This is a genomic window from Streptomyces sp. NBC_00557, assembly GCF_036345995.1.
Classification (GTDB): domain Bacteria; phylum Actinomycetota; class Actinomycetes; order Streptomycetales; family Streptomycetaceae; genus Streptomyces.
The window spans coordinates 1,591,820-1,615,403 of sequence record NZ_CP107796.1 but is presented as its reverse complement, the minus strand read 5'-3'; the positions used below and the strand labels follow the sequence as shown (position 1 = coordinate 1,615,403).

Annotated in this window: 18 protein-coding genes; 7 read left to right on the top strand and 11 right to left on the bottom strand. The window is 71.5% G+C overall.

Annotated features, from left to right (window positions below):
* Positions 1-17: 17 nt before the first annotated feature.
* From OG956_RS06395 to OG956_RS06360, 8 genes are all read right to left on the bottom strand, one after another.
* The gene (locus OG956_RS06395) at positions 18-674 is read right to left on the bottom strand and encodes a phosphatidylserine decarboxylase (protein ID WP_330336966.1); all 657 of its coding nucleotides are present in this window, start codon (positions 672-674) and stop codon (positions 18-20) included.
* Between the two features lie 179 nt (positions 675-853).
* Positions 854-2,059: an acyl-CoA dehydrogenase family protein gene (locus OG956_RS06390; protein ID WP_330336965.1), complete on the bottom strand. Its 1,206-nt coding sequence runs from the start codon at positions 2,057-2,059 to the stop codon at positions 854-856.
* Positions 2,060-2,062: 3 nt separating this feature from the next.
* A complete protein-coding gene (locus OG956_RS06385; protein WP_330336964.1) occupies positions 2,063-2,575 on the bottom strand; it encodes a MaoC family dehydratase in 513 nt (170 codons plus the stop codon).
* Between the two features lie 5 nt (positions 2,576-2,580).
* Positions 2,581-3,543, bottom strand: coding sequence for an HpcH/HpaI aldolase/citrate lyase family protein (locus OG956_RS06380; RefSeq protein ID WP_330336963.1), 963 nt, complete (start codon positions 3,541-3,543; stop codon positions 2,581-2,583).
* Complete coding sequence (locus OG956_RS06375; RefSeq protein WP_330336962.1) at positions 3,540-5,588, bottom strand: protein meaA; 2,049 nt, start codon at positions 5,586-5,588, stop codon at positions 3,540-3,542. Before OG956_RS06375 ends, OG956_RS06380 begins: the two co-directional genes overlap by 4 nt.
* A gap of 9 nt (positions 5,589-5,597) precedes the next feature.
* Positions 5,598-6,935 (bottom strand): crotonyl-CoA carboxylase/reductase, encoded by a 1,338-nt coding sequence (gene ccrA, locus OG956_RS06370; RefSeq protein WP_330342755.1) that lies wholly within the window; start codon positions 6,933-6,935, stop codon positions 5,598-5,600.
* Between the two features lie 433 nt (positions 6,936-7,368).
* A complete protein-coding gene (locus OG956_RS06365) occupies positions 7,369-8,178 on the bottom strand; it encodes a TetR family transcriptional regulator (protein WP_330336961.1) in 810 nt (269 codons plus the stop codon).
* A gap of 154 nt (positions 8,179-8,332) precedes the next feature.
* Entirely contained in the window at positions 8,333-10,144 is a 1,812-nt protein-coding gene (locus OG956_RS06360) for a 3-hydroxyacyl-CoA dehydrogenase family protein (protein WP_330336960.1), read from the bottom strand.
* Positions 10,145-10,533: 389 nt separating this feature from the next.
* On the opposite strand from OG956_RS06360, the gene OG956_RS06355 reads away from it, so the two are divergent.
* The gene (locus OG956_RS06355; RefSeq protein ID WP_330336959.1) at positions 10,534-11,121 is read left to right on the top strand and encodes an adenylosuccinate lyase; all 588 of its coding nucleotides are present in this window, start codon (positions 10,534-10,536) and stop codon (positions 11,119-11,121) included.
* Positions 11,122-11,128: 7 nt separating this feature from the next.
* On the opposite strand, the gene OG956_RS06350 is transcribed toward OG956_RS06355, so the two are convergent.
* From OG956_RS06350 to OG956_RS06340, 3 genes are all read right to left on the bottom strand, one after another.
* The gene (locus OG956_RS06350; RefSeq protein ID WP_330342754.1) at positions 11,129-11,623 is read right to left on the bottom strand and encodes a GNAT family N-acetyltransferase; all 495 of its coding nucleotides are present in this window, start codon (positions 11,621-11,623) and stop codon (positions 11,129-11,131) included.
* A 213-nt stretch (positions 11,624-11,836) separates the two neighbouring features.
* Entirely contained in the window at positions 11,837-13,393 is a 1,557-nt protein-coding gene (locus tag OG956_RS06345; protein ID WP_330336958.1) for an alpha/beta hydrolase, read from the bottom strand.
* A gap of 159 nt (positions 13,394-13,552) precedes the next feature.
* Positions 13,553-14,593, bottom strand: coding sequence for an Rv2578c family radical SAM protein (locus OG956_RS06340; RefSeq protein WP_330336957.1), 1,041 nt, complete (start codon positions 14,591-14,593; stop codon positions 13,553-13,555).
* A gap of 159 nt (positions 14,594-14,752) precedes the next feature.
* Here OG956_RS06340 and OG956_RS06335 point away from each other — a divergent pair, with 159 nt between their 5' ends.
* The 6 genes from OG956_RS06335 to OG956_RS06310 all read left to right on the top strand — a co-directional run bounded on the left by OG956_RS06335 (position 14,753) and on the right by OG956_RS06310 (position 23,584).
* The gene (locus OG956_RS06335) at positions 14,753-15,196 is read left to right on the top strand and encodes an SRPBCC family protein (RefSeq protein WP_330336956.1); all 444 of its coding nucleotides are present in this window, start codon (positions 14,753-14,755) and stop codon (positions 15,194-15,196) included.
* A gap of 163 nt (positions 15,197-15,359) precedes the next feature.
* A complete protein-coding gene (locus OG956_RS06330; protein ID WP_330336955.1) occupies positions 15,360-17,756 on the top strand; it encodes an MFS transporter in 2,397 nt (798 codons plus the stop codon).
* A gap of 166 nt (positions 17,757-17,922) precedes the next feature.
* The gene (locus OG956_RS06325; RefSeq protein ID WP_330336954.1) at positions 17,923-20,376 is read left to right on the top strand and encodes an ATP-binding SpoIIE family protein phosphatase; all 2,454 of its coding nucleotides are present in this window, start codon (positions 17,923-17,925) and stop codon (positions 20,374-20,376) included.
* 145 nt (positions 20,377-20,521) lie between these two features.
* Positions 20,522-21,241 carry a class I SAM-dependent methyltransferase gene (locus OG956_RS06320; RefSeq protein ID WP_330336953.1) on the top strand — a complete coding sequence of 240 codons (720 nt, stop codon included), beginning with the start codon at positions 20,522-20,524 and terminating at the stop codon, positions 21,239-21,241.
* Positions 21,242-21,441: 200 nt separating this feature from the next.
* Positions 21,442-22,275 (top strand): M55 family metallopeptidase, encoded by an 834-nt coding sequence (locus OG956_RS06315; RefSeq protein ID WP_330336952.1) that lies wholly within the window; start codon positions 21,442-21,444, stop codon positions 22,273-22,275.
* Entirely contained in the window at positions 22,268-23,584 is a 1,317-nt protein-coding gene (locus OG956_RS06310) for a M20/M25/M40 family metallo-hydrolase (RefSeq protein ID WP_330336951.1), read from the top strand. The genes OG956_RS06315 and OG956_RS06310 overlap by 8 nt, the downstream gene beginning before the upstream one ends.

The window sequence follows — 23,584 nt, the reverse complement described above, 5'->3', positions numbered from 1 at the left end:
CCGCCTGGGTCTCCGGATCAATCACGGTCAATGCGAGTCACCCCAGCCACGGTCTTCTGTCCGACCTCGACCGCGACCTCCACGCCCTCGGGCAGGTAGAGGTCGACACGCGAGCCGAAGCGGATCAGACCGATTCGGTCGCCCTGCTCGACCTTCGTGCCCCGCGGGATGTAGGGGACGATGCGGCGGGCCACCGCGCCGGCGATCTGGATCATCTCGATGTCGCCGAGTTCGGTGTCGAAATGCCAGACTACGCGCTCGTTGTTCTCGCTCTCCTTGTTGAAGGCCGGAACGAAGCCGCCGGGGATGTGCTCGACGGACGTCACCGTGCCCGCGAGGGGCGCGCGGTTGACGTGGACGTTCAGCGGGCTCATGAAGATCGCGACGCGGGTGCGGCCGTCCTTCCACGGCATGATGCTCTGCACCACGCCGTCGGCGGGCGAGATCACCCGGCCGGAGCCGATCTCGCGCTCGGGGTCGCGGAAGAACCACAGCATGCCCGCCGCGAGCGCGGTGGCGGGCACGGCCACGGCCCGGGCCGCGCCGGAGCGGCGGGCGCGGGCCAGGCTGAGGGCTGCGGTGGCGACGGTCGGGAGAAGCCACGGCGATGCTCCGCGCGCGAGACGGACGCCGGCTCGGCTGTCGCGAGGTGCAGAGGTTTGGCTGTGGGGCATGGATGACCTTCGTAGCGGATGATGCCGCACAAGACGGGGGACGGCGGCTTTCCGGGATCGTACCGGTCGCGGGGCGCAACTGGGCAAGCTGGGAAGCCGAGTCGGCGGCCGAAGACCGGCGGAACGACGCATACGGGGTGTGATCTTCTTCTCGAAGAAAACACCCCGTACTAGGACATTCAGCCCTGGAATCGATACTCTTCGAGCAGTCTGCGCCCGATGATCATTTTCTGGATCTCGGCGGTGCCCTCACCGATGAGCAGCATCGGGGCCTCGCGGTACAGGCGCTCGATCTCGTACTCCTTGGAGAAGCCGTAGCCGCCGTGGATCCGGAAGGCGTCCTCCACGACCTCCTTGCAGTACTCGGAGGCCAGGTACTTCGCCATGCCGGCTTCCAGGTCGTTTCGCTGGCCGGAGTCCTTTTTGCGGGCCGCGTTGACCATCATCGCATGGGCGGCCTCGACCTTGGTCGCCATCTCCGCCAGCTTGAACTGGATGGCCTGGTGCTGGGCGATCGGCTTGCCGAAGGTGTGCCGCTGCTGGGCGTACTGGACGCCGAGCTCGAAGGCGCGCTGGGCGACGCCGCAGCCGCGCGCGGCCACGTTGACCCGGCCGACCTCGACGCCGTCCATCATTTGGTAAAAACCTCGGCCGGTGACGCCGCCGAGCACCCGATCGGCCGGTACCCGCAGGCCGTCCATGATCAGCTCGGTGGTGTCGACGCCCTTGTAGCCCATTTTCTCGATCTTGCCGGGGATGGTCAGGCCCGGGCGGACCTCGCCGAAGCCCGGCTCCTTCTCGACCAGGAAGGTCGTCATGGACTTGTGCGGGGCCGTGCCCTCGGGGTGACCCTCGTCACTGCGGACGAGAACGGCCACCAGGGAGGAGGTGCCGCCGTTCGTCAGCCACATCTTCTGGCCGTTCAGGACGTACTCGTCACCGTCCCTGACCGCCTTGGAGGTGATCGCCGACACGTCGGAGCCCAGGCCCGGCTCGGACATGGAGAAGGCGCCCCGGATGTCGCCGGCGGCCATCTTCGGCAGGAAGTAGTCCTTCTGCTCCTGCGTGCCGTGCTGCTTGAGCATGTACGCGACGATGAAGTGGGTGTTGATGATCCCGGACACCGACATCCAGCCGCGGGCGATCTCCTCCACGCACAGCGCGTAGGTGAGCAGCGACTCGCCCAGCCCGCCGTACTCCTCGGGGATCATCAGACCGAACAGGCCGAGTTCCTTCAGGCCGTCCACGATCGCTTGCGGGTACTCGTCGCGGTGCTCCAGCTCGGTCGCGACAGGAATGATCTCTTTGTCGACAAAGTCCCGGACGGTGGAGAGGATCTCCTGCTGGACGTCGGTCAGACCGGCGGTCTGGGCGAGACGGGCCATGGCCTACTTCTCCTGCTGCTTGAGTTCCGGGCGGCCCGGCTGCTCGCCGCCGCGCTCCTTGATGTACGTCTCGGTGGGCACCATCACCTTGCGGCGGAAGACGCACACCAGGGTGCCGTCCTGCTTGTAGCCCTTGGTCTCGACGTAGACGATGCCGCGGTCGTTCTTCGACTTCGACGGCCACTTGTCGAGGACGGTCGTCTCGCCGTAGATCGTGTCGCCGTGGAAGGTCGGCGCCACGTGCTTGAGCGACTCGATCTCCAGGTTGGCGATCGCCTTGCCGGAGATGTCCGGCACGCTCATGCCCAGCAGGAGGGAGTAGACGTAGTTCCCGACGACGACGTTCTTGCCGAAGTCCGTCGTCTTCTCCGCATAGTTGACGTCCATGTGGAGCGGGTGGTGGTTCATGGTGAGGAGACAGAACAGGTGGTCGTCGTACTCCGTGACCGTCTTGCCCGGCCAGTGCTTGTACGTCGCCCCGACCTCGAACTCCTCGTAGGTCCGTCCGAACTGCATCGCGCTCAGCCCTCCGGGATCTCGAACTTGCTGGTGCGCTGCATGCCGGCGGCGCGTCCCTTGCCCGCGATGACCAGCGCCATCTTCCGGCTGGCCTCGTCGATCATCTCGTCGCCGAGCATCGCGGAGCCCTTCTTGCCGCCCGCCTCGGACGTGTAGTGCTCGTACGCGTCCAGGATCAGCTCGGCGTGGTCGTAGTCCTCCTGGGAGGGCGAGAAGACCTCGTTGGCGGCGTCCACCTGGCCGGGGTGCAGCACCCACTTGCCGTCGAAGCCGAGGGCGGCGGCGCGGCCGGCCACCTCGCGGAAGCCGTCGACGTTGCGGATCTGCAGGTAGGGGCCGTCGATCGCCTGGAGGTCGTTGGCGCGGGCGGCCATCAGGATCTTCATCAGGATGTAGTGGTAGGCGTCCGCCGGGTAGCCGGGCGGCTGCTCGCCCACGACGAGGGACTTCATGTTGATGGACGCCATGAAGTCGGCCGGGCCGAAGATGATCGTCTCGATGCGCGGCGAGGCCTGCGCGATCTCGTTGACGTTGTTCAGGCCCTGCGCGTTCTCGATCTGCGCCTCGATGCCGATCCGGCCGACCTCGAAGCCCATGGTCTTCTCGATCTGGGTGAGCAGCAGGTCCAGGGCGACGACCTGCTGGGCGTTCTGCACCTTCGGCAGCATGATGCAGTCGAGGTTCTGGCCGGCGCCCTCGACGACCGTCACGACGTCGCGGTACGTCCACTCGGTCGTCCAGTCGTTGACGCGCACCACCCGCGTCTTGCCCGTCCAGTCGCCCTCGTTGAGGAACTTGACGATGGTGTGCCGCGCCTCGGGCTTGGCGAGCGGCGCACAGGCGTCCTCCAGGTCGAGGAAGACCTGGTCCGCCGGGAGGCCCTGCGCCTTCTCCAGGAAGCGCGGGTTGCTGCCCGGAACGGCCAGGCAGGAGCGCCGCGGGCGAAGGCGGTTGACGGTCGTCATGCGGGGACCTCCAGAGGGTCGAGCTTGTTCGCTTTCCGGATCTCGTCGACGATGCGGCCGATGATCCCGGTGATGTCGAAGTCCTTCGGGGTGAAGACGGCGGCCACTCCGGCTTCCTTGAGCTGCTCGGCGTCACCATTCGGGATGATGCCACCGGCGATCACCGGTATATCTGTGGCACCGGCCACACGCAGCCGCTGGAGTACGTCCGGGACCAGCTGGGCGTGCGATCCGGACAGGATCGACAGGCCGACCGCGTGCACGTCCTCGGCGAGGGCGGCGTCCACGATCTGCTCGGGCGTCAGCCGGATGCCCTGGTAGACCACCTCGAAGCCGGCGTCCCGCGCGCGTACGGCGATCTGCTCGGCGCCGTTGGAGTGCCCGTCCAGGCCCGGCTTGCCGACCAGGAAGCGCAGCTTGCCGACGCCCAGCTCACGGGCGGTGGCGTCCACCCTGGCCCGCACGTCGGCGAGCGCGGAGCCCGGCTCGGCGGCGACGGCCACCGGCGCGGAGGACACCCCGGTGGGTGCCCGGTACTCGCCGAAGACCTCGCGCAGGGCCGCCGCCCACTCGCCGGTCGTGACCCCGGCGCGGGCGCACTCCAGGGTGGCCTCCATCAGGTTCTCGGTGCCCTTGGCGGCCTCCTTCAGCCGCTCCAGCGCCTTGCAGGGGCGCGGGTGGTTGAACGGCGGCTGGTAGCGGGTGTCCCGCCAGCGCTGCAGGGACTCCACGACCCGGGCCTCGACCGCAGGGTCGACCGTCTGGATCGCGGTGTCCAGGTCGGCCGTGAGCGGGTTCGGCTCGGTGCCCTCGAAGATGTTGACGCCGACGATCTTCTCCTCGCCGGACTCGATCCGGGCCCGGCGCTCGGCGTGCGAGGCGACCAGCTGCGACTTCAGGTAGCCGGACTCCACGGCGGCCATCGCGCCGCCCATGTCCTGGATGTGCTCGATCTCCGCGAGGGCGTCCGCGACCAGCTGCTCCACCTTCGCCTCGATCACCTTCGAGCCCTCGAAGATGTCGTCGTACTCCAGCAGGTCGCTCTCGTAGGCGAGCACCTGCTGGATGCGCAGGCTCCACTGCTGGTCCCAGGGGCGGGGCAGGCCGAGGGCCTCGTTCCAGGCCGGCAGCTGCACGGCACGCGCGCGTGCGTCCTTGGACAGCGTCACGGCCAGCATCTCCAGCACGATCCGCTGGACGTTGTTCTCCGGCTGCGCCTCGGTCAGGCCGAGCGAGTTGACCTGGACGCCGTAGCGGAAGCGGCGCTGCTTGGGGTTCTCGATGCCGTACCGCTCACGCGTGATCTTGTCCCAGATGCGGCCGAACGCCCGCATCTTGCACATCTCCTCGATGAAGCGGACGCCCGCGTTCACGAAGAAGGAGATGCGGGCGACCACGTCGCCCATGCGCTCCTGCGGCACCTGGCCGGAGTCGCGCACGGCGTCGAGGACGGCGATCGCGGTGGACATCGCGTACGCGATCTCCTGCACCGGCGTGGCCCCGGCCTCCTGCAGGTGGTAGCTGCAGATGTTGATCGGGTTCCACTTCGGGATGTGGGAGACCGTGTACGCGATCATGTCCGTCGTCAGGCGGAGGCTCGGCCCCGGCGGGAACACATGGGTGCCCCGGGACAGGTACTCCTTGACGATGTCGTTCTGGGTCGTGCCCTGGAGCTTGGTGATGTCCGCGCCCTGCTCCTCGGCGACGACCTGGTAGAGCGCCAGCAGCCACATGGCGGTGGCGTTGATCGTCATCGAGGTGTTCATCTGCTCCAGGGGGATGTCCTGGAACAGCCGGCGCATGTCGCCCAGATGGGCGACGGGCACGCCCACCCGGCCGACCTCGCCGCGGGCGAGGATGTGGTCGGGGTCGTAACCGGTCTGCGTCGGCAGGTCGAACGCCACCGACAGACCGGTCTGCCCCTTGGCCAGGTTGCGCCGGTACAGCTCGTTGGACGCCTCCGCCGTCGAGTGACCGGCGTAGGTCCGCATGAGCCACGGACGGTCCTTTTCCCTCCGGCTGCCCGAAGGCTGACGCTCTGTCATCTGCGGCTCTCAGACGTTGCGGAAGCGGTTGATGGCGTCGATGTGCTTGGCTCGCATCTCGTGGTCGCGCACGCCCAGGCCCTCCTCGGGGGCGAGGCACAGCACGCCGACCTTGCCCTGGTGCAGGTTGCGGTGGACGTCGTACGCCGCCTGGCCGGTGTCCTCCAGGGAGTACGTCTTCGACAGGGTCGGATGGATCTTGCCCTTGGCGATCAGGCGGTTGGCCTCGTACGCCTCGCGGTAGTTGGCGAAGTGGGAGCCGATGATCCGCTTCAGCGACATCCACAGGTAGCGGTTGTCGTACTCGTGCATGTAGCCCGAGGTGGAGGCGCAGGTGGTGATGGTGCCGCCCTTGCGGGTCACGTAGACCGAGGCGCCGAAGGTCTCGCGGCCGGGGTGCTCGAAGACGATGTCGATGTCCTCGCCGCCGGTCAGCTCGCGGATGCGCTTGCCGAAGCGCTTCCACTCCTTCGGGTCCTGGGTGTGCTCGTCCTTCCAGAACTTGTAGCCCTCGGCGTTGCGGTCGATGATCGCCTCGGCGCCCATCGAGCGGCAGATCTCCGCCTTCTGGGGCGAGGAGACGACACAGATCGGGTTGGCGCCGCCCGCGAGCGCGAACTGCGTGGCGTACGAGCCCAGGCCACCGCTCGCGCCCCAGATCAGGACGTTGTCGCCCTGCTTCATGGCGGCGCCGTTGCGGGAGACCAGCTGCCGGTAGGCGGTGGAGTTCACCAGGCCCGGGGCCGCCGCCTCCTCCCAGGTGAGGTGGTTCGGCTTCGGCATCAGCTGGTTCGTCTTGACCAGCGCGATCTCCGCCAGGCCGCCGAAGTTGGTCTCGAAGCCCCAGATGCGCTGCTCGGGGTCGAGCATCGTGTCGTCGTGGCCGTCGGGGGACTCGAGTTCCACGCTGAGGCAGTGGGCGACGACCTCGTCGCCGGGCTTCCAGGCGTTGACGCCCGGGCCGGTGCGCAGGACGACGCCGGCCAGGTCGGAGCCGATGATGTGGTACGGCAGGTCGTGCCGCGCGGTCAGCGGCGAGAGCTTGCCGTAACGCTCCAGGAAGGCGAAGGTCGGCACCGGCTCGAAGATCGATGTCCACACCGAGTTGTAGTTCACCGAGGAGGCCATGACGGCCACCAGGGCCTCGCCCGGGCCCAGCTCGGGCACGGGGACCTCGTCGAGGTGGATCGACTTGCGCGGGTCCTTGTCGCGGGTCTCCAGGCCCGCGAACATCTCCGTCTCGTCCTTGTGCACGGTGATCGCGCGGTACGACTCGGGGATCGGCAGGGCGGCGAAGTCGGCGGACGTGGCGTCCTGCGACTGGATCGCGTCCAGGATGTCCTTCACGGTCACGGTGTTGCCTCCGGCGGTGAGCGCCCTGAGGGAGGGGCGCTTTGAGGGATCGTCGGTGCTGCGGTGAGTGCTGCTGAGGGTTTTCGCGGGTGTGCCGTCGGTTCGGCTCGGTGGTGCTTCGGCAGCGCTTTGTGGCGCGGGAGGGTTGCCTGTGACGCAGGCGTCCGGGCGCTCGGGCCATGGGGCCTTTGGGGACAGCCGGCGAGCGATCGGTCTCTGCTCGCCGGCCGCCCGGACCCCTTCAACGTATGACACCGCGTGTCAGTCGGCAAGGCACTGAGTGCCAGATATTGCTCTCAGATGAAATCTTTACTTGACAGATGAGCGATGATCGATCGAACGGGCCTCGAAGGGTGGGCGAAAAGGGGCGCTGACATGCAAAAACGGCCACCCGTGGGGTGGCCGTTGTCACAGGGGGCGAGCGGGGTCAGCGCTCCTTGAGCGCCTGCTCGATGGTGCGCATGACCTCGTGCAGCGGGGCGTCGGTGCGGGCGACCGTCACCAGCACCTCGCCCTGCGCGGACGCCGTGGAGGCGGCCGGACGCGGCGCCGTGCCGCGTCCCGCGCCGATCCCGTTGCCGAACGTCTTGCGCACGATGGCGAAGGCGTGGTCCAGCTGTGCCTCGACGTCCCCCTGGCCGCCCGCGCGCAGCCAGCGCCGCAGCACGTGGTTGTGGGCGGTGACGACCGCGGAGGCGGCCACCTCGGCCAGCAGCGGGTCGTCGTTGGCGTCGTCGGCGTGCGCGCGCTCGTCGAAGTGGCCGAGGAGGTAGCGGGTGAACAGACGCTCGTAGCGGGCCACCGACGCGATCTCGGCCTCCCGCAGGGTGGGCACCTCGCGGGTGAGCTTGTAGCGGGCGACCGAGACCTCCGGGGCGGCCGCGTACATCTTCATGACTTCCTTGATGCCGCGGCACACCGCGTCGAGCGGATGCTCGTGCGCGGGAGCGGCGTTCAGGACCGCCTCGACGCGGATCAGCGTGTCGTCGTGGTCCGGGAAGATCGCCTCTTCCTTGGAACGGAAGTGACGGAAGAAGGTACGGCGGGCGACGCCGGCCGCGGCCGCGATCTCGTCGACGGTGGTCGCCTCGTACCCCTTGGTCGCGAAGAGCTCCATCGCTGCCGCCGCCAGTTCTCGGCGCATCTTGAGCCGCTGGGCGGCGGCGCGACTGCCTGCGGCACTTTCCGGCGCGTCGGGCGTAGCTGGTGTACGTGAGGACTTGGCGGGCTGGGACATGCCCCGAACGTACTGCATGTGCGCAGTTCGGTGCGCGGGTGAGGGGGTTCTGCCGGCCCGGGGGCCCGCCCCGCCCCAGGAGGGCGGGGACGGGTCCACCGGGCCGAGCAGTCCGCCCCAGTCCGTCTCCGCGTGCGACCAGTCGCCGGCGCCGTCAACGCCGGGCATACTCGCGGAAGCCGCGGCCGGTCTTGCGGCCGAGGCAGCCCGCGGCCACCAGGTGCTCCAGCAGCGGCGCCGGGGCCAGGCCCGGATCGCGGAACTCGCGGTGCAGCACCTGCTCGATGGCCAGCGAGACGTCCAGCCCGACCACGTCCAGCAGCTCGAAGGGGCCCATGGGGTAGCCGCCGCCGAGCTTCATGGCCGCGTCGATGTCGTCCAGGGAAGCGTAGTGCTCCTCGACCATCTTGATCGCGTTGTTGAGGTACGGGAACAGCAGCGCGTTCACGATGAAGCCGGCCCGGTCGCCGCAGTCCACCGCGTGCTTCTTGATCTTCGTGCAGACCTCGCGGACGGTGGCGTGGACGTCGTCGCCGGTCAGCACGGTCCGCACGACCTCGACCAGCTTCATCGCGGGCGCCGGGTTGAAGAAGTGCATGCCGATCACGTCCTGCGGGCGCGAGGTGGCGCGGGCGCAGGCGACGACGGGCAGCGAGGAGGTGGTGGTGGCGAGGACCGCGCCGGGCTTGCAGACCTTGTCCAGCGTGGCGAACAGCTGCCGCTTGACCTCCAGGTCCTCGGCGATCGCCTCGACGGCCAGTTCGACGTCCGCGAAGGCGTCGTAGGAGCCGGCCGGGGTGATCCGGTCCAGGATCTGCGCGGCTGCCTCGGCGGTCAGCCGCCCCTTGTCGACAGAACGCGAAAGCGACTTGCCGATACGGGCCTTGGCGGCCTGCGCCTTCTCCTCGCTGCGGGCGGCCAGCACCACGCCGTAGCCCGCCTTGGCGAACACCTCGGCGATGCCGGAGGCCATGGTGCCGGAGCCGGCGACGCCCACCGAGCGGACCTCGCGTCCCCGGACCGCCGAGCCGCCCTCGGCCGGGGTCAGCGCGTCCGGCACGACGGTGGCGCTCCCCGGGGCGGCGTAGGTGTAGAAGCCGCGTCCCGCCTTGCGGCCGGTCAGGCCCGCCTCGCTGAGCTGCTTCAGGATCGGGGCCGGGGCGTGCAGCCGGTCGCGGGACTCGGCGTACATGGCCTCCAGGACCGTACGGGCGGTGTCGATGCCGATCAGGTCCAGCAGCGCGAGCGGGCCCATCGGCAGGCCGCAGCCGAGCCGCATCGCCGCGTCGATGTCCTCGCGGGAGGCGTAACGCGACTCGTACATCGCGGCGGCCTGGTTGAGGTAGCCGAACAGCAGGCCGTCCGCGACGAAACCGGGCCGGTCGCCGACGGCGACCGGCTCCTTGCCCAGCTCGATGGCGAGGTCGGTGACGGCGGCGACGGCGCCCGGCGCGGTCAGCACGGACGAGACGACCTCGACGAGCTTCATCGCCGGCGCCGGGTTGAAGAAGTGCAGGCCGAGCACGCGCTCGGGGCGGGCCGAGTCGGCCGCGAGACGGGTCACGGACAGGGCGTTGGTGCCGGTCGCGAGGATCGTCTCGGGACGGACGATGCCGTCCAGCTCGCGGAAGATCCGGTGCTTGATCTCGTACGACTCCGGGGCCACCTCGATGACGAGGTCGGCGTCGGCCGCCGCCGCGAGGTCGGTGCCGGTGCGCACCCGGGCCAGGGCGTCGGCGCGCTCCTGCTCGGTGAGCCGGCCGCGCTCCACGCAGTGGGCGGTGCGGGCCTCAAGGGTGGCGACGCAGCGGGCGGCCTGGGCCTCGCTGATGTCGATGCCGATCACCTCGCGGCCCGCCTTGGCGAGGACCTCGGTGATACCGGTGCCCATGGTGCCGAGGCCGACCACGGCGATCGTCTTCAGGGGCTGCGGGGTGCCGGACTGGGGGGACAGGGGAGTGGCCATCGCGGGACTCCAGGAAGAGGGTGACGACGAGGAGCGCGCCGGGTGCGCCGAGGGGCGCACCACGGAGCGGAAAGGGTGCGGGTGTTGCCGGGCTGCGAGCGCACACGCCCGGTGCTGCCGGGTGCCACGGGCGATGCACGTCGCCCGCGGTCGGCACACGGCAGGAAACCGACCGGCCCTGTCCCGGAGCCGGGTCGTACTGCGGTACACGTCCGTACCGAACCGACCTGCTCGCGACGGCCGCGTCACCAGACCGTCGCCAGCGGATGCGAGTGGGTAACTCGCTCGTCTGAGCTTAACTTGCCGGTAACGAGCGCGCCAGCCCTGAGTCCGGCCGGAGTTTGTGATGTAGCTCCCCCGGACCCCGCCACCCGCCTACGCTGGACTTCGTGGACGAAGAGTTGCGATCGCTCACGGAGCGCTTACGGCAGGAGTCGCGCGGCACGGCGGCGTTCGACCGGCTGCTGGCGACCGAGGACCACGACGAACTCGCCGAGGTGCTCACGGCGCCCGGACAGCCGCTGTGGGCCAGGGAGCTGGCCGCGTTCCGGCTCGGTGTCGCCGGCGACCGGCGCGCCTTCGAGTCCCTGGTGCTGCTGCTCAACCACCGCGACCCCCCGCGCTGCGCCTCCGCCGCCCACGCCCTCGCCCGCCTGGGCGACCCCCGCACGGCCCGCGCGGCGGCGGCCCTCGCCACCAACGAACTCCGCGTGGCCTACGCCCTGCACCCGGTACGGCTGCTGACCGAGCTGCGCGCCCCGGAATCCGTGCCCGCGCTGATCACCACCCTGGAGCGCCGCCTGCGCCCGCACGACCCCTACCGCCGCGTCGCCCTCGCCTGCGTGGAGGGCCTCGGCGCCCTCGGCGACCCCCGGGCCCGCCGCGTCCTCACCGAGGCCCTGGCCCAGCCGGCCCTCGCCGAGGCGGCGGCACGGGCACTGGCGCGGATCCCCCCGCAGCGCACAGAGGTGACCTGACGGCCGGTCAGCCGCTCAGTACCTTCGCGTAGCGGACCTCTGGCACGGGCACCCCGTCCACCTCGAAGGGCTCCTCGGCGCCGTCCGCACGGAATCCGGCGCGTTCGTAGAACCGGCGCGCCGCGGCGTTCTCCTTCAGGACCCACAGGAACATGCGGGGAAAGGCGGCGCACCGCTCCAGTGACGCCGACAGCAGCGCCCGTCCGATACCGCGGCCGAGGTGCGCCGGATCGGCGTAGAGGGCGTACAACTCCGCGTCCGCCGTGCGCACGTCACCGTCCCGGTACGGTCCGTACGCCGCCCAGCCGAGGATCTCGCCCGCGTGCTCGGCGACCAGGTTCACCACGGACCCGTCCCTCTGCGCGAACCAGCTCCGCCGCCGCTCGGCGTCCGCCGCGACGCTGAGCCCGTCGAGATACGACTGCGGCATCAACCCCCGGTAGGCGTGCTGCCAGCCCCGGACCCGGATCTCGGAGACGCGCCCGCAGTCGGCGAGGCCCATCTCCCTGACGATCAGGGAGGCGCATGCGCCCACCGCCGGCGCCTCGTCGTCCCCCGGACGGCGGTCGCCGGGTATGCCGGCGGCGCCGGCCGCGGGTGCCACGCCACCGGGGGCGGGGATGCGTGTTGGGTCCGTGCGGGAGCCGCGGTGATCGCTCATGGGGCCATGATGGACCAGCCCACCGACAACGCCCCCGACGGGCCGCTCGGGGTGCTACCGGCGGAACCCCAGCAGGCCGTGCAGGGCCGAGCCGCGCGACGACGGGGAGGCCGCCTTCGCCGTCGGCGGCGTGGGATCCGGTGACTTCGGGCAGACCGCGTCGGCGACGCCCGTGCCCGAGCCGCGCGGAACACTGCCGTCCCTCAGATACGCGGACAGGTACGCGTCCAGGCAGGCGTTGCCGCTCAGCGTGACGCCGTGGTTGCCGCCGCCCTCCTCGACTACCAGGCTGGAGCCGGCGAGCAGCCGGTGCGCCATGACCCCGCCCGGGTACGGCGTGGCGGCGTCCTCGGTCGCCTGGAACAGCAGCACCGGCGGCAGCCCTGCGTTGGCGATGTTCACCGGACTGCGGCGCACCGTGGGCCAGAACGCGCACGGCGCGTTGTACCAGGCGTTGTTCCAGGCCATGAAGGGCGCCTTGCCGTACACCGCCCAGGTGTCCGCCCGCCACTGGTTCCAGCTGCCGGGCCAGGAGGTGTCACGGCACTGCACCGCCGTGTAGACGCTGTAGCCGTTGTCCCCGGAGCCGTCCACGGCGCCGAACTTCCGGTACGCCGCCATCAGCGGCGCGGTGTTCCTGTCGCGCGCGTACGCCGCGAACGCCTGGGCGAGGTAGGGCCAGTAGCCGTCGTAGTAGCCGCCGGGGATGAAGGTGTCCTCCAGTTCGGAGGCGCCCACGGTGCCTCCGGCCGGCTTCCTCGCCAGGGCCGCCCGCATCGCGTACCACTCGGCTTCGACCCGCTCGGGGTCCCTGCCGAGGTGGTAGACGGAGTCGTTCCGGGCGATCCAGGCCATCAGCGCGCGGTGCCGCTCGTTGAAGGCGTAGTCCTGGCCGAGGTTGTCGCGGTACCAGACGCCGGTCGGGTCGACCACGGAGTCCAGCACCAGACGGCGGACCCGCGCGGGGTACAGCTTGGCGTAGACCGCGCCGAGGTAGGTGCCGTAGGAGTAGCCGAAGTAGCTGATCCGCGGCGCCCCCAGGGCCGCGCGGATGGAGTCCAGGTCGCGCACGGTGCTGACCGTGTCCATGTATGGCAGCACGTCGGCGTGCCGGCGGCCGCAGTCGGCGGCGAAGGACCGGGCGCGCTCGAGGTTGGTCCGCTCCACCGCGGCCGTGGCGGGCACCGTGTCCGGGCGCACCGTCCTGAAGTGGCCCGGCGCGCAGTCCAGGGCCGGGCGGCTGCGGCCGACCCCCCGCGGGTCGAAGCCGATGACGTCGTACTGCGCGGCCACGCTCCTGGGCAGCGCCGAGGCGACGAACCCGGCCAGGTTCAGCCCGCTGCCGCCGGGGCCGCCGGGATTGACCAGCAGCGGCCCCTGCGAGGCCGGCGCGGTGTGCGGGACGCGGGACAGGGCGAGGGTGATCTGCCGGCCCGACGGGTGTGCGTGGTCCAGCGGCACCTTCAGGGACGCGCACTGGAGCGTCGGGTAGTCGTCGGTGGCGCACGACCTCCAGGTGAGGTGCGCCGCCGGGGCGGCCTGCGCGGGAAGGGCCGCGACCGAGCCCGACAGTACGGCGGCGGCGCACAGCGCGGCTGCGCGTGTTCTCATGCGTCCTCCCGGGACGGCGGTGTCGGCGGACCGCGAGGGCCACGTCTCTCGCCGCATCGTCCCGGAATCGGCGCCCTGGACCACGCACGCCGTGCGGAGTTGACCCGTTCGGCGTGCGCGAAGCGCTCGAACGCCCTCACCCGAGGGCCTGACACACCGTCACATCAGAGTGAGCTGGGTCGCTTCGGCGGGCAGCGGGGGCTCGGCCGCCTCGGCCGGGCGGATCCGGCGGGCCAGGCCCGGACGCGTGGGCCCGATGCCGTACTCCTGTGCCAGCTCGTGCACCTGACGGGTGATCCGGCGCTGGTACCACCGGGGTGCGTAGGCGCCCTCCGCGTACAGCCGCTCGTAGCGCCGCACCAGGTGCGGGTGGTGCTGCCCGAGCCAGGCCGTGAACCACTCCCGCGCGCCGGGCCGCAGATGCAGCACCAGGGGCGTGACGGAGGTGGCCCCGGCCGCCGCGATCGCCCGTACCGTGGCGCGCAGCTGCGCCGGGTGGTCGCTGAGGAACGGGATCACCGGCGCCATCAGCACCCCGCAGCCGATGCCGCGCTCGCCGAGGGCGCGTACGACGTCCAGGCGGCGCTCGGGCGCGGGCGTGCCCGGCTCCACCGTGCGCCACAGCTCGGTGTCGAGGAAGCCGACGGAGACCGAGATGCCGATGTCGGTCACCTCGGCGGCCCGGACCAGCAGGTCCAGGTCGCGCAGGATCAGGGTGCCCTTGGTGAGGATCGAGAAGGGGTTGGCGTGCTCGGTGAGGGCGGAGATGATGCCCGGCATCAGCCGGTAGCGGCCCTCCGCTCGCTGGTAGCAGTCGACGTTCGTGCCCATCGCCACGTGGTCGCCCTGCCAGCGGCGGGAGGCGAGCTGGCGGCGCAGCACCTCGGGGGCGTTCACCTTGACCACGATCTGGGTGTCGAAGCCGATGCCGGTGTCCAGGTCCAGGTAGCTGTGCGTCTTGCGGGCGAAGCAGTAGACGCACGCGTGCGTGCAGCCGCGGTAGGGGTTGACGGTCCACTCGAACGGCATGCGGGAGGCGCCCGGCACCCGGTTCAGCACCGAGCGCGCCCGGACCTCGTGGAAGGTGATCCCGGCGAACTCCGGCGTGTCGAAGGTGCGGGTGGTGACGGCGTCCGCGCCGAACAGCGCGGTGTCGGCCCGGCCGTGTTCGCCGTCCTCGGTGAGGTTCTCCCAGCGCATGACGCCTCCTCGGTAGCACTGGGCTCACAATAGAACATCTGTTCCCATGATCGTGCGGCCCTGGTGGGAGCCCCGGACGGCACCCCCCGATTTGGGCGGCCGGGCGCCGGGGTGGTTGGCTTGCCCCAACCCCGAGAAACCAGGTCCTGGAGGAACGCAATGGCGCAGGTCGAGGCCACTACGGAGCGGGTCGTCGCGGCGGACGCGGAGAAGGTGTTCGACGCCCTCGCCGACTACCGCGGCACGCGGCAGAGGCTGCTGCCCGAGCACTTCAGCGAGTACGAGGTCCGTGAGGGCGGCGACGGCGAGGGCACCCTCGTGCACTGGAAGCTCCAGGCCACCAGCAAGCGGGTGCGCGACTGCCTGATGGAGGTCAGCGAGCCCACCGACGGCGAGCTGGTCGAGAAGGACCGCAACTCCTCCATGGTCACCACCTGGCGCGTCACCCCCGCCGGCGAGGGCAGGTCCCGGGTCGTGGTCACCACCACCTGGAAGGGCGCCGGCGGCATCGGCGGCTTCTTCGAGAAGACCTTCGCCCCCAAGGGCCTCGCCCGGATCTACGACGCCGTGCTGGCCAAGCTCGCCGCCGAGGTCGAGAAGTAACCCCAAGGCTCCACCGCTGAAGGGGTGTTGCCTCCACGGCGCGCCCCTTCACTGGTTCGAGTGGATCTCCCCCTCGTCCGGAACGATGCCGTGACTCACCGCAGTTGTTCACAGTTGACGCTCAATGCGGGAAATGTGACAGGTGTGACGAGGGGAGCGGTACGTGGGCGGCACGACACTCGTGGAGCAGGAGCCGGTGGTCGCACCGGCCGCGGAGCACACCGCCGCCGCGCCCGAGGCCTCCGCGTCCGCGGGCGCGCCCGGCCCGCGCCGGGTCGGGCTGGTCTTCTTCGGACTGATGCTCGCCCTGCTGCTGGCCGCGCTCGACCAGATGATCGTCGCGACCGCGCTGCCGAAGGTCGTCGGCGAACTGCACGGCCTGGACCGGATGTCCTGGGCGATCACCGCCTATCTGCTCACCTCCACCATCGGCCTGCCGCTCTACGGCAAGCTCGGCGACCTCTTCGGCCGCAAGGGCGTCTTCCAGTTCGCCATCGCCGTCTTCGTGCTGGGCTCGGCGCTGGCCGGCCGGGCCCAGTCCATGGACCAGCTGATCGCCTTCCGCGCGGTGCAGGGCGTCGGCGCCGGCGGGCTCATGATCGGGGTGCAGGCGATCATCGCGGACATCGTGCCGCCCCGGCAGCGCGGCCGCTACATGGGCCTGATCGGCGCCGCCTTCGGCCTCGCCTCGGTCGCGGGCCCCCTGCTCGGCGGCTACTTCACCGACCACCTCTCCTGGCGCTGGTGCTTCTACATCAACGTCCCCTTCGGACTCGTCACCCTCGCCGTCGTCACCCTCGTCCTCAGACTTCCCAGACCCGCGGGCCGCGGCAGGCTCGACATCCTCGGCGCACTGCTGCTCGCCGCCGCCTCCACCTGCCTGGTGCTGCTGACCAGTTGGGGCGGCACCGAGTACGCCTGGGGCTCGCGGCAGATCACCGGCCTCGGCGCCGGGGCGCTCGCCTCGGTCGTGCTGTTCCTCGTCGCCGAGCGCTTCGCCGCCGAACCCGTCATCCCGCTGCGGCTGTTCCGCGACTCCGTCTTCAACGTCTCCGGCCTGGTGGGCCTCGTGATCGGCGTCGCCCTGTTCGGCGCAGCCAGCTATCTGCCGACCTTCCTGCAGATGGTCGACGGGGCCAGCGCCACCGAGTCCGGGCTGCTGATGCTGCCCATGATGGCCGGGATCGTCGTCGCCTCCGTCATCGGCGGCCAGCTCATCAGCCACACCGGCCGCTACCGGATCTACCCCGTGCTCGGCGGCGCCGTCTCCGCCGTCGGCATGTGGCTGCTGTCCCGGCTCGCCGTGGACACGCCCCGGCTCCACTACAGCATCTGGATGGCCGTCCTCGGCGCCGGCATCGGCATGGTGATGCCCGTCCTCGTCCTCGCCGTGCAGAACTCCGTACGGCCCGCCGACCTCGGCACCGCCACCAGCGCCAGCAACTACTTCCGGCAGATCGGCGGCAGCGTCGGCGCCGCGGTCTTCGGCACCCTGTTCGCCAGCCGGCTCACCCACTCCCTGCGCAGGGAACTGCCGGAGAGCACGGGTGTCCGGCTGCCCGACCCCGAGTCCATCACCCCGCAGCTCGTCCACGCGCTGCCCCCGGCCCTGCGCGACGCCTACATCCGCGCCTACGCCGACGCGATGCCCCGGATCTTCCTCTACCTGGTCCCGGTGCTCGTCCTCGGCCTCCTCATCGCCTTCTTCCTCAAGGAGAAACCCCTGGTGTCCCACCACACCGCCGAAACCGAGCCCGGCACCGCCGGCACCGCGATCCCGCAGGCCCGCACCCCCCACACCGCCGGAATCCCCGTCTGCGGCACCGTCCAGCACCCCGACGGCACCGTGGTGCCCCGCGCCGCGCTCACCCTCATCGACGTCGCCGGGCAGCAGATCGGGCGCGGCGCCAGCGGCGACGACGGGCGGTACGCACTCAGCACGCCCGGCTCCGGGTCGTACGTGCTGATCGCCGCCGCCGGCGGTCACCAGCCGCAGGCCGTCTCCGTCACCGTCGGCGAGCGGCCCGTCGAACTCGACGTCGTCCTCGGCGGCGCGGGCCGCCTCGCCGGCAGCGTCCTCACCGCCGACGGCAGCCCCGTGCGCGACGCCACCGTCACCCTCACCAACGTGCACGGCGAGGTCGTCGCCGCCACCCGCAGCGGGCGCGAGGGCGGCTACGTCATCACCGAACTGGTCGCCGGCGAGTACACCCTCGCCGCCAGCGCCCCCGCCTTCCGCCCGGCCGCCCTCCCGGTCACCGTGCAGGCCTCCCGGGAGACCCGGCAGGACGTCGAACTGGCGGGCGGCGCCGTGCTGCGCGGCACCGTCCGGGCGAGCGGCGGACGGCCCGTGGAGGACGCGCGCGTGACGCTCCTCGACGCCGCCGGGAACGTCGTGGACACCCTCACCACCTCGGCGGACGGAACGTTCCGGTTCGTCGACCTGTCCTCCGGCGAGTACACCGTCATCGCCGCCGGTTACCCGCCGGTCGCCACCGTGCTCCAGGTCGCGGGCGGCGGCCGTACCGAACGGGACCTGCAGCTGGGCCACGAGGACTGAGCGGGACCGTGCGGAGGCGCCCGGCGGGGCGCCCGCCCGCGCGCCGGTGCGATCCGGTGCAGGGCAATTCCGGGATTGCCACACATCGCGACCGGCCGCCGTCTTACCGTAGTGGCGGGCGGCACAGATCGTTTGCGTACAGCCGTGGGGAGAGAGGGCCTGGGCCATGGACCGTGGCAGCGAGCGGGACACACCTCCCGGGAGCGGCGCCGGCGACGCGGCGGCGGGCCGGATTCCGCTGGCCGTGGTCGTCGTCGACCGCGACGGTCTGGTGTCCCACTGGAGCAGCGGCGCACGGCGTCTGTTCGGCGCCGCCAGGGAGGAGGCCGTCGGGTGCCCGGCGGCCGACCTGCTGCCGGTCTCCGGCGCCCTCCCCGAGGAGCTGCACGGCGCGATGCCGGACGCCTACGAGGAGTACGACGGGCTCGGCCCCGACCTGGAGGCCTCGCTCGGCGGCCGCACCGCCTACCCCACCGCCGGCCGCGCCCGCGTCGTGCCGCACGGCCACCGGCCCGACGACGACCGGCTCGACGTGCTCTGGTGGGCCTACCCGCTGGTCGGCCCCGGCCCGTCCCGGCTGCTCGTGCTCGCCGCCGACGCCACCCGGCTGCGCGACGAGCGCGGGTACGACGACGAGACCGCCGAACGCATCTCGCCCGGCTTCGCCCGCCACACCGAACTGCCCGCCTCCGAGGAGCTGGCACGCCGGCTGCCCGAGATCCTGCCCAACATGGGTCCGGGACTGAGCGGCCGCATCGTCTCCCAGGTGCTCGAACTGGGCTATCCGGTGCTGGAGTTCAGCCAGTTCGACCGGGTGCCCGTCACCCCGTACTGGGGCGTGCCCCGCCGGCCCGGGCGCAGGCGCGCCGAGGCCGTCGTGCCCCCGCAGCGAAGCGCGCCGGCCGCCGTCGTCCCCGAGGGCGCCGAGCAGGACCTGGAGTACGCCGCCGCGCGCGAGCGGCTGGAGTTCCTCAACGAGGTGAGCTCCGCCATCGGCTCCTCGCTCGACCTCGGCGAGACCATCCGCGAGGTCACCAGCGCCGCCGTACCCCGGTTCGCCGACTTCGCCGGCACCCATCTGCGCGCCGCCGTCCTCGCCGGCGAGGGCTTCCCGGACGGCCCGCCCGACGCCAGCACCGTGATGTTCCGGGTGTGGGTCGAGCACAACGACGAACCGGGCCGCTGGGACGACACGGTGCCCGTCGGCGAGGCCTTCGCCTTCCCCGAGCACACGCCGTTCTACAAGTGCATGAGCACCGGCGAGCCCGTGCTGATCCCGCGGGTCACCGAGGAGCTGTCCGAGCGCATCGCCGGCGAGTTCGAGAAGCGCGACCTCAGGCCGCTCATCGGCGGGCGCTCCCTGCTGATCGTGCCGCTCAAGGCCCGCAACGTCGTCCTCGGCTTCATGGTGCTGATGCGCCGCCCGGACCGCCCGGCCTTCGACGACATGGACCGCACCACGGGCGCCGAACTCGCCGCCCGCGCGGGCCTCGTGCTCGACAACGCCCGTATGTACACCTACCAGGAGAACGTCGCCGAGACCCTGCAGGACAGCATGCTCCCGCAGGTCACCCCGCGGATGGCCGGCTGCGACGTCGCCACCCGCTATCTGCCGGGCACCCGGCTCGGCCGGATCGGCGGCGACTGGTTCGACACCATCAAACTGCCCGGCTCGCGCACCGCGCTCGTGGTCGGCGACGTCATGGGCCACGGCCTGAACTCGGCCGCGATGATGGGCCAGTTGCGCACCGCCGTGCAGACCATGGCCACCATGGAGACGCCGCCCGCCCAACTGCTGCGCAACCTCGACGACCTGGCCCGCCGGCTCGGCGACAACTACCTCGCCACCTGTCTGTACGCCGTCTACGACCCGATCCGCGGTGAACTGCACCTCGCCAACGCGGGCCACATCCCGCCGGTGCTGGTGCGCGCCGAGGACGGCGGCAGCGAACTGCTCGACCTGCCCACCGGCGCGCCCATCGGCGTCGGCGGCGTGCCCTTCGAGGCCACCCGGGTGAAGGTCTCGCCCGGCGACCGGCTGGTGCTGTGCACCGACGGCCTGGTCGAGGTCCGCGGGTCCGACATAGGCGAGGGTCTCGCCGCCCTCTGCGAGTCCGCCGCCCATCCCGCCGCCTCGATGGACGACGCCTGCGACACCATCATCCGCGCCCTGAACACCCGCGGCGGCCGCAAGGACGACGTCGCCCTGCTCATGGCCCGCCTCAACGGCATCCCGGACGACCATGTCGCCGAGTGGCGGCTGGACGCGGATCCGCGCGAGGTCGCCCGGGCCCGACGCCTGGTCCGCGACCAGCTGCTGGAGTGGGGGCTGCCGCAGGCCGTGGAGACCGCAGAGCTGCTGGTCAGCGAGGTCGTCACCAACGCCGTACGGCATGCCGTGAGCGAGTCCGTCGGACTGCGCGTGGTCCGCACCGAGGCGCTGCTGTTCGAGGTCACCGACGACGAGCCCGCCCTGCCCGAGATGCTCTCCGCCGGACCGTACGACGAGTCGGGGCGCGGCCTGCGCGTGGTCAGCCGGCTGGCCCAGGAGTGGGGCGCCAGCGCCACCGGGCACCGCAAGACCGTGTGGTTCGAACAGGCCGTCGCCGGACGCAGATGACCAGCGGGGGCGCGCAGTGCGCTGACGTGCGCCCCTGCCAGGTTGTCCGGGGCCCGTACATCCGGTGAAGGCGGCCTCCCGCCCCTTGCCCCGCTCCGGGCGCCCGCGATATCCCGATCACGGAACCGAACCGTGGGGAGATCGCATGAACGTCTCGGACAAGTACCGCAGCAACTGGGAGAGTTACTGGAGCGAGACCTCCGACGACACCGGCGAGGCGATCTGGGACAGCGATCCCGCCCTCTCCGCCGAACCGCACAGCGCCCTGCTGCTGGCCCACGCGGACCCGGCACGCACCATCGTCGACCTCGGCTGCGGCAACGGCACCCAGACCCGCCATCTCGCCACCCGGTTCGCCCGCGCCGTCGGCGTCGACCTCTCGCACGCCGCGGTCGAGCACGCCCGCCGCGCCACGTCCGACGGCGCGGTGGAGTTCGAGCAGCTCGACCTGACCGACTCCGCGGCGGTGCGCGACCTGCACGAGCGGCTCGGCGACGTCAACGTCTACATGCGGGCCGTCATCCACCAGAGCGAGCCCGAGGCGCGGCCGGCGGTCGCCGCCGCCGTCGCCGAACTCATAGGCGCCGAGGGCCGCGCGTTCGTCGTGGAACTCACCTCCGGCTCCCGGGACGTGCTCAGGCGCGCCGTGTCCCAGGAGGGCGGGCCGGGGCCCAAGCTGCAGCGGGTCTTCCAGCACGGGCTCAAGCCGGCCGACGCCGACGACTCGGAGATCCCGCGGCTGCTCGGCGAGGCCGGTCTGAAGGTCCTCGCCGAGGGCGAGACGGTCGTGCCGCAGACCGAGCACCTGACCGACGGCACCCGCATCGACCTGCCGGCCCACTGGTTCGTCCTCGCCGGAGCGTAGGCCCGGAGGGTGCGCGGGAGCGCCGTCCCGCGCACTCTTGCCCGCGTTGTGGAGCCGCATGGCCGAAGACGGCCCCGCTCACCTGCACATCCCCGGCCGTCGCGCGGCCGTCCGGGATCCGGGTCCGGCAGCAGCGCGCCGCGTGACGGCTCGTTCCGAGTCGTAGCCTTGCCGCCGTCCGGCGCGTAACGTGACGCAGCATGAAGATCCTGATCAGTGCCGACATGGAGGGGGCCACGGGCGTCACCTGGCCGGCCGACGTGCTGCCGGGCACGCCGCAGTGGGAGCGGTGCAGGTCGATGTTCACCTCGGACGTGAACGCCGCCGTACAGGGCTTCTTCGACGGCGGGGCAGAGCACGTACTCGTCAACGAGGCCCACTGGACCATGCGCAACCTGCTGCTGGAGCACCTCGACGAGCGGGTGGAGATGCTCACCGGCCGGCACAAGGCGCTGTCCATGGTCGAGGGCGTGCAGCACGGCGACGTCGACGGCATCGCGTTCGTCGGCTACCACGCGGGCGCCGGCATGGAGGGCGTCCTCGCCCACACCTACCTCGCCAACCAGATCACCGGCGTCTGGCTGAACGACGTCCGCGCCAGCGAGGGACTGCTCAACGCGCGCGTCGTCGCCGAGTACGGCGTCCCCGTCGTCCTCGTCACCGGCGACGACGTGGCCTGCGAGGACGCGCTCGGCTACGCGCCCGAGGCGCTGAAGGTCGCGGTGAAGGACCATGTGTCCCGGTATGCGGCGGTGTGCCGGACACCGGCGCGCACGGCCGCCGACATCCGCGCCGCCGCCAAGGAGGCCGCCCGGCTGGCGGTGCGCCACGAACCCGTCGACGCCGGGCCGTTCACCGTGGCCGTCGAGTTCGACGCCGAGCACCTGGCGATGGCCGCGACCGTCGTGCCCGGGGTCGCCCGGACCGGGGAGCGGAAGGTGGCGTACACGAGCGCCACGATGTACGAGGGGATCAGGGCGTTCAAGGCGGTCACCACCGTGGTCTCCGCCGCCGTGGAGGAGCAGTATGGCTGACCGGCAGCCCGACCGGCAGGCCCTCGACGAGGTCGTGGAGTTCACCTCGGGCCTGATCCGCATCGACACCACCAACCGGGGCGGCGGGGACTGCCGGGAGCGGCCCGCCGCCGAGTACGCCGCCGAGCGGCTGGCCGGGGCCGGCCTGGAACCGGTGCTGCTGGAGCGCACCCCGGGCCGCACCAACGTCGTCGCCCGGATCGAGGGCACCGACCCGGCCGCCGACGCCCTGCTGGTCCACGGCCACCTCGACGTGGTGCCCGCCGAGGCCGCCGACTGGAGCGTGCACCCCTTCTCCGGGGAGATCCGCGACGGGGTGGTGTGGGGGCGCGGCGCCGTCGACATGAAGAACATGGACGCGATGATCCTCGCGGTCGTCCGGTCCTGGGCCCGGCAGGGCGTGCGGCCCCGCCGGGACCTCGTCATCGCCTTCACCGCCGACGAGGAGGCCAGCGCCGAGGACGGCTCCGGCTTCCTCGCCGACCAGCATCCCGGCCTCTTCGAGGGCTGTACCGAGGGCATCAGCGAGTCAGGCGCCTTCACCTTCCACGACGGCGCCGGCCGGCAGCTCTACCCGATCGCGGCGGGGGAGCGGGGCACCGGCTGGCTCAAGCTCACCGCGCGCGGCCGGGCGGGACACGGCTCCAAGGTGAACAGGGAGAACGCGGTGACCCGGCTAGCCGCCGCCGTCACCCGGATCGGCGAGCACGAGTGGCCGCTGAGGCTCACCCCCACCGTCCGCTCCGCGCTCACCGAACTCGCCGCGCTGTACGGCATCGAGCCGGACTTCCGGGACGTGGACCGGCTGCTGGAGAAGCTCGGCCCGGCCGCCAAGCTGGTCGAGGCGACGATCCGCAACAGCGCCAACCCCACGATGCTCGACGCCGGTTACAAGCTGAACGTCATCCCCGGCGAGGCCGTCGCCCACGTCGACGGACGGTATCTGCCCGGCGGCGAGGACGAGTTCACCGCCACCCTCGACCGGCTGACCGGTCCGGACGTGCACTGGGAGTTCGCGCACCGGGAGGTGGCCCTCCAGGCACCGGTGGACTCGCCGACGTACGCGAAGATGCGGGCCGCCGTCGAGGAGTTCGCGCCCGAGGGACACGTGGTGCCGTACTGCATGTCGGGCGGCACGGACGCCAAGCAGTTCTCCAGGCTCGGCATCACCGGATATGGTTTCGCCCCGCTGAAGCTGCCCGAAGACCTCGACTACCAGGCGCTGTTCCACGGCGTGGACGAGCGCGTGCCCGTCGAGGCGCTGCACTTCGGCGTGCGGGTGCTCGACCGGTTCCTGCGCACGGCCTAG